The sequence below is a fragment of the Sphingobium sp. JAI105 genome (assembly GCF_015752145.1).
Lineage (GTDB): Bacteria > Pseudomonadota > Alphaproteobacteria > Sphingomonadales > Sphingomonadaceae > Sphingobium > Sphingobium xenophagum.
On the sequence record NZ_JADOUC010000002.1, the window covers coordinates 342085 to 353854 of the forward strand.

At 64.2% G+C, this 11770-nt stretch carries 11 protein-coding genes; 5 read left to right on the forward strand and 6 right to left on the reverse strand.

Annotated features, from left to right (window positions below):
• The first annotated feature begins 13 nt into the window (after window positions 1-13).
• Window positions 14-1240, forward strand: a complete 1227-nt coding sequence (locus tag IWY39_RS19105) for a cytochrome P450 (protein ID WP_107123863.1) — start codon at window positions 14-16, stop codon at window positions 1238-1240.
• A complete protein-coding gene (locus tag IWY39_RS19110) occupies window positions 1237-3378 on the forward strand; it encodes a molybdopterin-containing oxidoreductase family protein (RefSeq protein ID WP_107123862.1) in 2142 nt (713 codons plus the stop codon). Before IWY39_RS19105 ends, IWY39_RS19110 begins: the two co-directional genes overlap by 4 nt.
• An 8-nt stretch (window positions 3379-3386) precedes the next feature.
• Here IWY39_RS19110 and IWY39_RS19115 read toward each other — a convergent pair whose 3' ends face one another.
• The 4 genes from IWY39_RS19115 to IWY39_RS19130 form a co-directional block, all read right to left on the reverse strand.
• Complete coding sequence (locus IWY39_RS19115; RefSeq protein WP_107123861.1) at window positions 3387-4271, reverse strand: TauD/TfdA dioxygenase family protein; 885 nt, start codon at window positions 4269-4271, stop codon at window positions 3387-3389.
• A gap of 39 nt (window positions 4272-4310) precedes the next feature.
• Window positions 4311-5105 (reverse strand): SDR family NAD(P)-dependent oxidoreductase, encoded by a 795-nt coding sequence (locus IWY39_RS19120; protein ID WP_181316617.1) that lies wholly within the window; start codon window positions 5103-5105, stop codon window positions 4311-4313.
• Between the two features lie 25 nt (window positions 5106-5130).
• On the reverse strand, window positions 5131-5913 hold the full coding sequence (locus IWY39_RS19125; protein WP_107123859.1) for an SDR family oxidoreductase: 783 nt from the start codon (window positions 5911-5913) through the stop codon (window positions 5131-5133).
• Window positions 5914-6050: 137 nt separating this feature from the next.
• Complete coding sequence (locus IWY39_RS19130; RefSeq protein WP_229380582.1) at window positions 6051-7208, reverse strand: sulfotransferase family protein; 1158 nt, start codon at window positions 7206-7208, stop codon at window positions 6051-6053.
• Window positions 7209-7403: 195 nt separating this feature from the next.
• Here IWY39_RS19130 and IWY39_RS19135 point away from each other — a divergent pair, with 195 nt between their 5' ends.
• Window positions 7404-7910 carry a VOC family protein gene (locus IWY39_RS19135; RefSeq protein ID WP_181316616.1) on the forward strand — a complete coding sequence of 169 codons (507 nt, stop codon included), beginning with the start codon at window positions 7404-7406 and terminating at the stop codon, window positions 7908-7910.
• Window positions 7911-7928: 18 nt separating this feature from the next.
• Here IWY39_RS19135 and IWY39_RS19140 read toward each other — a convergent pair whose 3' ends face one another.
• Window positions 7929-8993 (reverse strand): acyl-CoA dehydrogenase family protein, encoded by a 1065-nt coding sequence (locus tag IWY39_RS19140; RefSeq protein ID WP_107123857.1) that lies wholly within the window; start codon window positions 8991-8993, stop codon window positions 7929-7931.
• A gap of 221 nt (window positions 8994-9214) precedes the next feature.
• Between IWY39_RS19140 and IWY39_RS19145 the strand changes: the two genes are divergently transcribed.
• Complete coding sequence (locus IWY39_RS19145; RefSeq protein ID WP_107124048.1) at window positions 9215-9970, forward strand: SDR family oxidoreductase; 756 nt, start codon at window positions 9215-9217, stop codon at window positions 9968-9970.
• A 12-nt stretch (window positions 9971-9982) separates the two neighbouring features.
• Window positions 9983-11149, forward strand: a complete 1167-nt coding sequence (locus IWY39_RS19150) for an acyl-CoA dehydrogenase family protein (protein WP_107123856.1) — start codon at window positions 9983-9985, stop codon at window positions 11147-11149.
• Between the two features lie 47 nt (window positions 11150-11196).
• Here IWY39_RS19150 and IWY39_RS19155 read toward each other — a convergent pair whose 3' ends face one another.
• Complete coding sequence (locus tag IWY39_RS19155) at window positions 11197-11757, reverse strand: carboxymuconolactone decarboxylase family protein (protein ID WP_107123855.1); 561 nt, start codon at window positions 11755-11757, stop codon at window positions 11197-11199.
• Window positions 11758-11770: the final 13 nt, after the last annotated feature.

An 11770-nucleotide genomic window follows, 5' to 3' on the forward strand; every position in this document is an offset into this window, starting at 1 on the left:
AAGGAAGAGAAGTATGGGAGCGCAAGCGACGATCGCGAGCGGAACCGTTGAACGACCGGCCCATGTCCCGCCGGAGCTGGAAGTCGATTTCGACTTTCGTTTTCCCCAGGGAAACACCGGCGACGTCCATCTGGGCTGGCGCAGGCTGCTGGACGGGCCGGATATCGTGTGGACGCCGCATAATGGCGGTCACTGGATCCTGACACGCGGCGAGGACATCAAGGCGCTGATTCAGGACAGCGACCATATGTCGAGCGAAAGCATCGCCATCCCTTATTTCCCGGCGAACCAAAGACCGATCAACCTCGATCCGCCCGATCAGGCGCCCTATCGCCGGCTGATCATGCCGCGCTTCGTCCCCAAGGAGATCGAGCGCGTCGGCGGCGACGTGCGCAAGCTGGCGCGCGAGATCATCGAGGAGATCGCTCCCAGGGGCGAATGCGAATTCATGGCCGATTTCGGTCAGGTTCTGCCGATCGTCGTGTTCATGAAGATCATGGGGCTGCCGCAGGAAGATCGTTTCCGCCTGCTGCCCTATGTCGAGGCGGCGGTGCGCGGATCGAAAGAGGAGCATGACGAGGCGCATGTGCAGATGGCCGCTTATTTCCACGAGCGGATCGGCGGCGGGGGTTATGCACCGGGCGGACTTACCGAGCGAATCGTGACCGCGGACATCAATGGCGCGCCGATCACGCCCGAAGATGTCATGAGCGTATGCATGTTGCTGTTGTTCGGCGGGCTAGACACGGTCGCTTCGACGCTGGGCTTCATCGCCCGTTTCCTGGCGACCCATCCGGAACATCGCCGCGAACTGGTCGAGCGGATCGATGATCCCGCCTTCGTGCGCAATGCGGTAGAGGAGTTGATCCGCCGTCACGGCGTGCCCAATGTGGGGCGCGTGGTACGCGAGGACTGGACCTATAAGGGCGTGCCTTTCCGCGCGCGCGAGATGGTGCTGTTTCCGATTCTGATGGGTGGTCTGGACGATCGCTTCGTCGATGATCCGTTGCGGGTCGACTTCTCTCGCCGTTTTCCCATTCCCCATACCGGCTTCGGCTTTGGCGCGCATACCTGTCCGGGCGCCGTGCTCGCGCGCCGTGAAATCCAGATATTCCTTGAGGAATGGCTGCCGCGTATCCCCGATTTCGAGATTGTCGGCACGCCCCGCATCGCCAGTGGCCCGGTGAACGGGGTGCAGGAACTGCATTTGCGCTGGAACCCGGCGGGAACTAGCGGGTGACGCGCACGGCGATCAGCGCCTGTCGCCTGTGCGCCGGTCGCTGCGCGATCGAACTAACGTTGGATGAGAACGACCGGATCGAAGCCGTGCGCGGGCACAAGGACGATCCGCTGACGCGCGGCTATACCTGCATCAAGGGCCTCAATCTGCCCGCGATGCATTATAGCCCGGACCGGCTGCTCCATCCGCTGGAACGCCAGCCTGACGGCAGCTTTCGACAAGTGTCGCTCGATACCGCACTCGATCGCATTGCGGAGCGACTGAACGGACTGATCGACGAAAGCGGGCCTGACAGCGTCGCCTGCTTCAAGGGCACGCTGAGCTATGGAAATTTCCTCGCCAACGCGCTGATGCCCGCATTCATGCAGGCGATCGGCTCGCGGGCCTTTTATTCAACGATGACGATCGACCAGTCGGCGAAATGGGTCACGGCGGGTCGACTGGGAAGCTGGGCAGCCGACAAGGATAGTTTCGCGCACGCCGATGTCTCCATGCTGGTCGGCAACAACCCGTTCGTGTCGCTCAGCTCTTTTTCGGTGGAATCGCACAATCCGGTAAAGGCGATGCGCGATGCCAAGGCGCGCGGCCTGAAACTGATCGTCATAGACCCGCGATATAGTGAAACGGCGCGTCATGCCGACCTGTTCCTGCAACCACTTCCCGGCGAGGATAGCGTGCTGCTGGCCGGCATATTGCGCGAGATTCTGAAGCAGGGCTGGCACGACGCGGCTTTTTGCGCGGCGCATGTCGATGGACTTGACGGCCTTCGCGCGGCGGTCGCCCCCTTCACGCTCGACGTCGTCGATGCCCGCGCGGGTATCGATCCCGACCTGCTCGTCGAAGCAGCACAGATGTTCGCGGAGCCGATCGTCGAAGACGGCATCGTTCGCCGTCGGCGCGGCGTTGCAGGATCGGGCACCGGGCCGGATATGGGACCGCACTCGAACCTTGCCGAGCATCTTCTGGAATGTCTGAACGTGGTGTGCGGCCGCTTCGCGCGCGCGGGCGACCCAGTGCCCAATCCCGGCGTGCTCGGTGCCCCGCGTCCGCGCCGGGCGGAAGTGATCGCGCCGACCCGACCGTGGGAAAGCGGGCCGCGCGATGCCCGCGGGCATGGCATGATCTATGGCGAACGCATGACCGCGGTACTCGCCGATCAGATATTGTCCGACGCCCCCGATCGCGTGCGCGCCCTGATCGTCGACGGCGGTAATCCCGCCAACGCCATTCCCGACACGGCGCGGGTGGAAAAGGGGCTCTCCGCGCTCGACCTGCTGGTGGTGATTGATCCCTTTCTGTCGACCACCGCGCAGCTCGCCGATTATGTTATTCCGCCCCGCATGATGCTGGAGCGGCTCGACGCCAACAGCCGCGATTATGAACCGTTCACGCTGTTCGTCCCCTATTCCCACTATAACGCCAAGGTGATCGAGCCGCCGGCGGATTCGGACGTGATCGATGACTGGCTGTTCTTCTGGGAACTGGCCCGCCGCATGGACCGGCGCATCATGCTGGACGGCGTGGAGATGGACATGAACCGCCCGCCAGAGGACGAAGCGCTGATGGCGTTTCTGCTGCGGCGGAGCAACGTGCCATTCGATGTGCTTAAAAATGCGCCTGGCGGGCATATATTCGATGTTGCACCGATGTCGGTGGAGGAAGGCGAGGGCAACGCGCGTTTCGCCATAGCACCGCCAGACATCGTTGCCGAACTGGCAGAACTTATGGCGGAATCACCAGCCGATGCGGGATTCACGCATCGCTTTGCCGTGCGGCGGCTGCGCGAAGTGCTGAACACGACCATGCATCGCATTCCGGCGATCAGCTGCCGCGTTCCCGCCAACCATGCCTATCTTCACCCCGACGACATGGCGGCAATTGGCGTGGCGGATGGCGACGCCGTCCTGATCCGTTCGGCGCATGGGCGGATCGAGGCCGTCGCGCAGGGTGACGATGCCGTAAGGCCAGGTGTCCTTTCGATGGCGCACGGTTGGGGTCCATTGCCGTCGGGTGGCGACGCGCCCGGCGTGAACGTCAACCTGCTGATCGACGCGGTAAAGGGCGCGGACCCGATCAACGCCATGCCGGTGATGACCGGCTTTCCGGTGCGGGTGGAGCGCGCTGCGGGTCGGGCCTGAGCGAACTTTCAGGCCGGCACGTCGCCGCTCACCGTCACCCGGTTCATCACCCGCGTTGCCGCGCCATAATCGCGGACGGCATAATGCTGGACGCTGCGATTGTCCCACATCAGCAGATCGCCAGCAGTCCAGCGATGACGGAAAGTGAAATTGGGTTCGCACGCATGGGCGTAGAGAAAGTCAAGCAGCGGCGCGCTCTCGGCCAGGGTCATGCCTTCGATCTGCTTGGTCCACACCTTGTTCACGTACAGCGCCTTCCGCCCGGTTTCCGGATGGGTCCGCACGATCGGATGGGCCGAACGCGTCGCCAGTCTGGGGTCCATGCCGTTGATCCGCCACAGCCCCTCACCCGAATGCACGGCCCGCAACGGCTCCAGCATCTTTCGCATCGCGGGCGACAGCGTTTCATAGGCCAGATACTGGTTCGCAAATATCGTGTCGCCGCCGGCATCGGGTATTTCGCGCGCCAGTAGCAGCGATCCCATCGGCGGTTCGGCGTAGAAAGACAGGTCGGAATGCCAGATGTCGGTGCGCGCGACGCTCAGCGTTTCATGCTCATCCTCGGACTGCCCGCCGCCCCGCCCCTTGCCGCCGCGTGAGGCGATCTCGATCAGCGCCTTGCTGTCCCCAATCCAGCCACCCGGCATGTCGAGCAGCGGCCCCCAGCGCTCGGCGAAGGCGAGATGCTGCGCAGGGCTCAAATGTCCTTGGCTTGGGAAAACCAGCACGAGATGGTCGATAAAGGCGGCGCGCAGCCCCGCCATCGTCGTGTCGCTGATCGGCGCGGCAAGATCGATGCTCTCGATCGCGGCGCCCAGCGATCCGCCGAGACGGCGAACGGTGAAGCCGCTTTTGACGGCAGGTCGGGGTTCAGCAACGGCGGTCGCGCTCATCTATCGTCTCCCATATATGAATTGTGACGTGCTTGACGTTCATCCCACCAGGAAGCCGCCATCGACATAAAGTATCTGGCCGGTGATCGACCGCGCGGCGTCGGACGCCATGAACCGCACGGCACGGGCGATGTCGTCCGGCTCCATCAGGTCGATCGGCAGCGCCATGCGCTCGCGCCAGTCGGCTCCCATCTTGCGCAGTTCATCGGGCGCGAAGCTGTCGGGGATCGATCCCGATCCGCCCGGCGTCCGGGTGCCGCCCGGCCCCACCGCATTGACGCGGATCATATGCGGCCCCAGTTCCTTGGCAAGCGAGCGCGTCATTTGCGCCAGCCCGGCCTTGGCTGCATTATAATCGACTTTCCAGCGCACCGGCTGCGCCGCGGCGGTCGATACAATATTGACGATGCTACCCGGCACGTTCCGATCGATCATGTCCTTGGCCACCGCCTGCGACAGGAAGAACGGCGCGCGCAGATTGACGTCCATGAACTTGTCCCAATGGGCTTCGTCCAGCGTCTCCCACGTATACCAGTCGCGCAGGCCCGCATTATTGATCAATATGTCGATGCCGCCAAAATGCGCGCGCGCATCGCGCACCAGCCGCGCGCGGTCCTCCGATTGCGTGAGGTCGGCGGCGATCGGCAGGACGCCCTCCCCCAGTTCCCGCGCCAGTGCATTTATGCCGTCGGCGTTGATGTCGGTCGCCACAATCCGCGCGCCGGCGTCGGCCAGACGGCGCGCAATACCCTCGCCAATGCCCCGCGCCGCGCCGGTCACCAGCGCGACCTTGCCCACAAGCTGGAACAGGCTTTCCGTAGGCGTGATGCTCACTTCGCGTCTCCCATGATGGTGATGGTCACAAGGCCGGGGTCTGGCCGCCGTCGACATTGACGATGGTGCCGGCGAGATAGGCCGCGCGCGCGGACGCGAGGAAAATAGCAACTTCGGCAATTTCGCGCGGCGATGCCGATCGTCCCATCGGAAAGGTTCGGGCATATTGCCGGGTCAGTTCGTCCACGGTGACGCCCAATATGCGGGCATAATCCTGTCGCGCCGAAACCGCGCGATCGGTCGCGGTCGCTGCCGGATTGAGGCCGACCACGCGCACGCCCTTGGGCGCGAGCGCGACACCCAGCCCCACCGTCGCCAGCATCAGCGCGGCATTGGCCGCCCCGCCGCACAGATGCGCGGTCTGCGCGACTTTGCCGCCGGTGCCGATGATCGGCACGATCACGCCGCTGCCGCGCGCGATCATGTCGGGCTTTGCGCAATCGATCATCGTCATGACGGCCAGGAACTTGGCGTCCCACGCCTTGCGCCAGTCGTCCGACGCGATCGTCAGCGGGTCATGGAAAGCCGCCGCGCCCGCCGAACAGATCAGCACATCGGGCACGCCTGCCCGCGCAACGATGCTGTCATAGCCGCGTCGTGCGCTGGCGGGGTCAGACGTATCGGCCGCAGCGTAGAGAACCGCGTCGCCGCCCCCCAGCCCGGCGGCGGCGGCTTCGAGCCGGGCGGGATCGCGCGACACCATCGCGACGCGCGCGCCCTCGGCCAGCAATGCCTCCACGCAGGCGAAGCCGATGCCCCGGCTGGCGCCGGTCACCAGCGCCAGCTTGCCCTCAAGCTCCAGCTTCACGGCCGTGCCTCTTGCGCCACGCGCATCATCCCTCCTCCTTGTCGCCGTCCTGTGTCGGGCGGCGTCAAGAAGAGTAGGACATTATCGCAAGACGCGCGCGCCCCTGGACGGAACAACAGATATTCGTGGCGGGTCTATCAGTAACCGCGGCCCACGCGATAATCTGCGAAGGCTTCCGCCAGCTTCTCGCGCGGCGGCTCCCCATCCGCTCGCCGCGATCCGCCGCCGCCGTCATGCGGATGCGCATCCAGCCAATCCTGCATCGCCGCTTCGGCTTCGCTCGACAGGGTGATGCCGAAATGATCGTAGATGCGACGGACCGTCCCCATTCGATCGGCCACGAAGGCGCGGAACTCGATATCAATGAACTGGTCGGGGGCGCTTTGCTTCGCCCGCTCCGCCTCCGCCAGCGCATCGCGCCAGAAATTCGTCTCGCGCGCGCCCACCGCCGCCGGGTCGCTATAGCCGAGCGTACCGCGCTGCGAAGAGACGAGAAGGCGCGTTATCGACGGTATGGCATCGACCGGGTCGCGGTGCGTCTGGATGACGCGCGCATCGGGGAAGACTTCGAGCAACGCCCCCATACCGTAGAGATCGCCCGGATTCTTGAGCAGCCAGGTGCGGTCGTCGTGGAGACCGATCAGCTTCAGGCAGTCGCGCATCCATTCATAATTGGGCCGTTCACTCTGCTGCCGCTGCCAAGCATCATATTCGGGCACGCCCCAGATCGACGAGAAATAATTATAATGGAAATTCTGGGCGAGGAAATAGATGGATTCATCGACCTCGTCGGCCGACATCATATGGTCCTTGAACAGTTCCGGCGCTCGCGCGATGACGGCATCCACACGGGCCTTCGTTTCCCGATAGTCCGCATCTTGGCTCCATTGATCGCGCGGCGGACGGGGCTTGGGAGCCATTGACAGCCAGTTTTCCGGACCCTGAAACTGCGGGTCCATCGACATCAGCTTGTGGAGAGCGGTCGTCCCCGACCGAACCAGGCCCGCGATAACGATCGGCTTTTCGATCTTGCGTGACAGGCTCTCAGGATGGGCGTTCCAGCCCTTGCGGGCATGAAGGCGTGCCTCCAGCATCGCCTGCAGGCGACCGGCGCTGACGGCGATGCGATCGTTCGGCAGGTCGAGGCGGTCGATCGCCTGCGTAAGCCGGACGAAGCCTTCCTCCCAGCCGGTGCCGAGGTCGGCATAGCCGATCCGCGCCCGCGCCGCGTCCGGCAGACCAGCAGCCCATGCGGGCACGTCCCCCAGCGATCCGGCGATGCTTTCCTTCATCATATCCTGTCTCCTCATCATTATGTGTACCGATTAGGTCACTTAATCAGGGTGTCAAGGGTCCGGAATTGCACCTGCCCGGTGGCGATCGGGCTGCCGACTTGACATTTCGATACCCGATGGAACACTTATTTGCCGCCTCGGGATTGCGCGCTTGTCGCGCCAGTTCCGCAAAGTTCCAGAAAAATGGGAGAGAATATGACTTTCATACCGCATCTTTACGGCCGGTTTTTCCAGCTTGGCTATGTGACGCGCGATCTGGATACGGCCATCGCCGCCTATCGCGAGCGTTTTGGCGCGACCGAGTTCATGATCAATGCGCCACCGCCGCGCGCTGACGGCAGCCTTTCGGCCACCCGGCGCATAGGCCTTGCCTATATCGACGATGTGATGATTGAGCTGATCGAGCCGGAAAGCAGCATGGCGACCATTTATGACGATGCCGTGCCCGAAGCGCCGGGCGCGATCGCGCTGCATCATCTGGGCTTTCTGGTCGATGATCATCAGGCGACGGTCGATCGCATGGCCGCGTTGGGCTATGCCGTGCCGGCTGCGGGATCGTTCGGCGATGTGCTCGACTATAGCTATGCCGATACGCGCGCCGATCTTGGTCATTATTCGGAATTCATCCGGCTGGGCGAACAGGGCCGGCAGATGTTCGCGGCGGTTCCGCGCAATCCGTCAGGCCTCTCCGCCACGCTATAGGCGCTTCAATCACTTGCCTCAGGCCGCATCGGACAGCGCCGCCCCCAACAGCGCGCCATAGCGCTGCCGATGCACGGTCGCCGAGCCATAGGCGTTGGCCAGCACCATCGCCCGGCGCAGGAACAGCCCGATGTCATGCTCATCGGTAAAGCCGATGCCGCCGTGCAGCTGGATCGCCTGGCGCGTGACAAGCATCGCTGTCTCCGCCGCGCGTGCCTTGGCCCGGCTGACTGCGCGCGCGCAGTCATCGGCGTTTGCCCCACCGGCCAGGATGCGCACGGCGTCGGCAACGCTCGCACGACTCAGCGCGATCTGGACCGACAGGTCGGCGGCGCGATGTTGCAGCGCCTGGAACGTACCGATCACCTTGCCGAATTGCTCGCGCGTGCGCAGATAATCTAGCGTCATTTCAAACGCCTGTTCGCTCAGTCCGGTCAGATAGGCCGCGGTTGCAAGCGCGCCGACATCCAGCGCCTCGCCGATGCGCGCTTCGGTCAGCGCTACTGCCGTGGCGGCGGCGCGATCAAGGCGCAGCGTCGCGAACCGGCCGCCGTCCTGCGTCGCCTCCGTTTCGATTTCGACGCCCGGTGCATCGGCGCGGATGAGCGCGCCCTGAGACCCGGTCAGCAGCAGGAAGCCATCGGCACCCTCCCCGCCAAGAATGAAGCGGCGGCTGCCGGTGGCCGCTCCCTCCGCGATCGTCATGGCGTCGTCGGGGACGAGGATATTGGCACGGTCCTGCCATGCGGGCAGGATCAGGCGCTCACCCGCCAGCAGCGCGGCAAGATCGTCGCCGTCCAGCAGGCCGGCGACCACCGCCGTCTCGATCAGCGGCTCGGCCACCAGACGCGCGCCCAGTTCCTCGGCGATCGCCGCCAGCGCTTCTACGCCCAGTCCAAGGCCGCCCTTCTCCTCGGGCACCAACAGGCCGACCCAGCCCAGCTCCGCCATCTGCCGCCACATCGCGCGATCGAAACCGGGCGCGGCAAAGCGCAAGGATCGCACACGGGTCAGATCGCCGCGCGTCCCTACCGCATTCGCGCTGTCGCGGATCATGCGCAGCAGATCGTCATTTTCATCCATGTCCGCCACCTGTCAAAGCCCGGCGCGTGCCGGGTTCTCAAGAAGATTCCAGGACTCTGCGGGTGAAGCCGCGCGGCCGGTGCGTCAAGGTCGCGACTGGTCGCGCGCCGACCTTCTCATATGTGATAAGGCCGCGCGTGCTCCCATGTCCGGTTGAGTTGAATGCCTGCTGGCCCCAATGCCAAGCTTGAGAGTGTGATTTGCTTTGGGGGAATTTCGCGGTGCGCGGATTGGAAGGACGTAAGATCATCGTCACGGGGGCCGGCAGCGGCATCGGCAAGGCGACCGCTATTCGCCTGGCCGAGGAAGGCTGCACGGTCGGCTTGTTCGACCTGAATATCAACGCTGCACAAGCCGTCGCCGACGGGATCGGCGGCGCGGCATCGGCCTATAAGGTCGACATCAGCGATTATGCCAATGTGCAGCAGGCCGTGGCGGCATTCGAGGGGGCGAACGGCCCCGCCGACGGCCTTGCCAATGTCGCGGGCTGGGACCAGGGAGCCAACTTCCTCGATACCGATCCGGCGCTGTGGGAAAAGATCGTCCGCATCAACCTGTTCGGCAGCTTCAACATGCATCATGTCGTGGTGCGCGGCATGGCGGAGCGCGGCGCGGGCCGTGTCGTCAACGTCTCGTCGGACGCCGGGCGGGTGGGGTCTTCGGGCGAAGGCGTCTATTCGGCGTGCAAGGGCGGCATCATCGCCTTTACAAAGACGATGGCGCGCGAATTGGCGCGCAAGAATGTGACGCTCAACGTGCTGTGCCCCGGCCCGACCGACACGCCGCTGTTCGCCGACTTCACCAAGGATATGGCAGGCGGCGACCGCATCCGCGAGGGGCTGGCCAAGGCCATTCCGCTGCGCCGGCTGGGCCAGCCGGATGATTATCCAGGCCTGATCGCTTTCCTGCTGTCGGACGACGCCGCGTTCATGACCGGGCAGACGATCAGCATCTCCGGCGGTTTGACGATGTCCTAAGGGGCGAATGACATGACCGAACATTTTTTCCAGCTCACCGACGAGCATCGCCAGATTCAGGACATGGTGCGCCGCGTCGCGATCGAACGCGTCGCACCGCGCGCCAACGAGATCGACGAAAAGGCTGAATTCCCCGAGGACATGTTCGAGCTGTTGCGCGACCTCGGCCTCTTCACTTTGCCCTTTCCGGAAGAGTTTGGCGGCACCAACAGCCTGCTCTCCTCCTGCCTCGCGATCGAGGAGCTGGGACGGGTCTGCTATAACACGGCTTATGTGCTGTTCATCCAGTGGCTGCCGATCGGCTCGCTGATGGCGAGCGGCACCGAGGAACAGAAGCAGCGCTTCCTGCCCGGCACGGCGTCGGGCGCGCTGCGCGGCGCTTTCTCGCTGACCGAGCCGCAGAGCGGTTCGGATGTGTCGGGCATCAAGACCCGCGCCAGGCGCGACGGCGACGATTATATTCTGAATGGCGGTAAGATCTGGTGCACGAACGCTGCGCTCGCCGACTATATACTGGTCGCCGCGCGTGTCGGCGAGGATGATGAAAAGGGCAGGATCTCTTTCTTCATCGTCGAAAAGGGCATGAAGGGCTTCGAGGTCGGTCGCAAGGAAGACAAGATGGGCGGACGCGGCGTGCCGTCCAGCGCCATCTATTTCGACAATGTCCGCATCCCCCGTGCCAACCTGTTGGGCGGAACCGAAGAGGGCGGGTTCAAGAAAGTTATGGGCGCGCTCAATGAGTCGCGGCCGATCGTGGCGGCGCGTGGCGTCGGGCTGGCGCAGGGCGCGATCGACCATTCGGTCGAGTTTCTGGCGGGCCGCAGGGCGTTCGGCCAGACGCTCACCGATTTCCAGGGCTTGCGCTGGATGGTCGCGGACATGGAGATCGGCACGGAAGCCGCGCGCAACCTTACCTATCGCGCGGCGGCAATGGTGGATTCAGGCATCACCGGCGATCCGATGGCGCGCGCGGCAGCGGTCGCAAAATGCTTTTCCAGCGACAATGCGATGAAGGTCGCCACGGATGCGGTGCAGCTCTTTGGCGCATCCGGCATTTCGGGCGAATTCCCGATCGCGCGCTATTTCCGCGATGCGAAGCTGCTTCAGATCATCGAAGGCACCAACCAGATCCAGCGCAACATCATCGCGCGCACGATCATGGCTCAGCCGGCGAAATAAGATATAGCGCCGACCGGACCCGGTCGGCGCTATCCCCAAAGGCGCGATCAGGCGGCGTCGGCGAAGGTCGGCATACAGACCGCGTCCAGCTCGAGCGTATGGACGACCCGCCCCAAGCCGATCCAGCTGGCGATCGACAGCGTCATGTCGACGATTTCCGCGTCGCTATAATGCGCATGGATGCGTTCCCAAAAGGTCTCGTCATCCGCCATCGAATGAGGTCGCTCGCCCATCCGCTCCGCCAGCTCGATAGCGATACGTTCGCGTTCACTGAACAAAGGCGATGTCTGCCATTGCGCGACCGCTTCGTAAAACGCCTCGTCCGGCGCCGGTCCGCGGCTGAGCGGCCCTTCGGTGATGCTGCCGCCATTGCGGCCAATATGCCCCGCCATGTCGCGGCCCGCGCGCGTATTGGTGCAGACGTTGCACCCGTTGATCAGCGCCGTTCGATAGCGTGCGCCCTCCATCTCGCGGAGCGACAGGAGGGATTTTTCATAGACCTTGAGCGAGAAAGCCGAAGCGGTGGCTCCGATCTCCGGCGCATAGGTGGTGAACGCGACGCGCGACAGGCTGTAATCCTCGCTGGGCGGCAAATCGATGCGTGGCATATATCCTCTCCAT

Bases quoted from the DNA above. Each gene is read 5' to 3' on its own strand.
- IWY39_RS19105 (WP_107123863.1), top strand. From the start codon at position 14: ATGGGAGCGCAAGCGACGATCGCGAGCGGAACCGTTGAACGACCGGCC.
- IWY39_RS19115 (WP_107123861.1), bottom strand. From the start codon at position 4,271: ATGAGCGCGACCGCCGTTGCTGAACCCCGACCTGCCGTCAAAAGCGGC.
- IWY39_RS19130 (WP_229380582.1), bottom strand. From the start codon at position 7,208: ATGATGAAGGAAAGCATCGCCGGATCGCTGGGGGACGTGCCCGCATGG.
- IWY39_RS19135 (WP_181316616.1), top strand. From the start codon at position 7,404: ATGACTTTCATACCGCATCTTTACGGCCGGTTTTTCCAGCTTGGCTAT.
- IWY39_RS19140 (WP_107123857.1), bottom strand. From the start codon at position 8,993: ATGGATGAAAATGACGATCTGCTGCGCATGATCCGCGACAGCGCGAAT.
- IWY39_RS19150 (WP_107123856.1), top strand. From the start codon at position 9,983: ATGACCGAACATTTTTTCCAGCTCACCGACGAGCATCGCCAGATTCAG.
- IWY39_RS19155 (WP_107123855.1), bottom strand. From the start codon at position 11,757: ATGCCACGCATCGATTTGCCGCCCAGCGAGGATTACAGCCTGTCGCGC.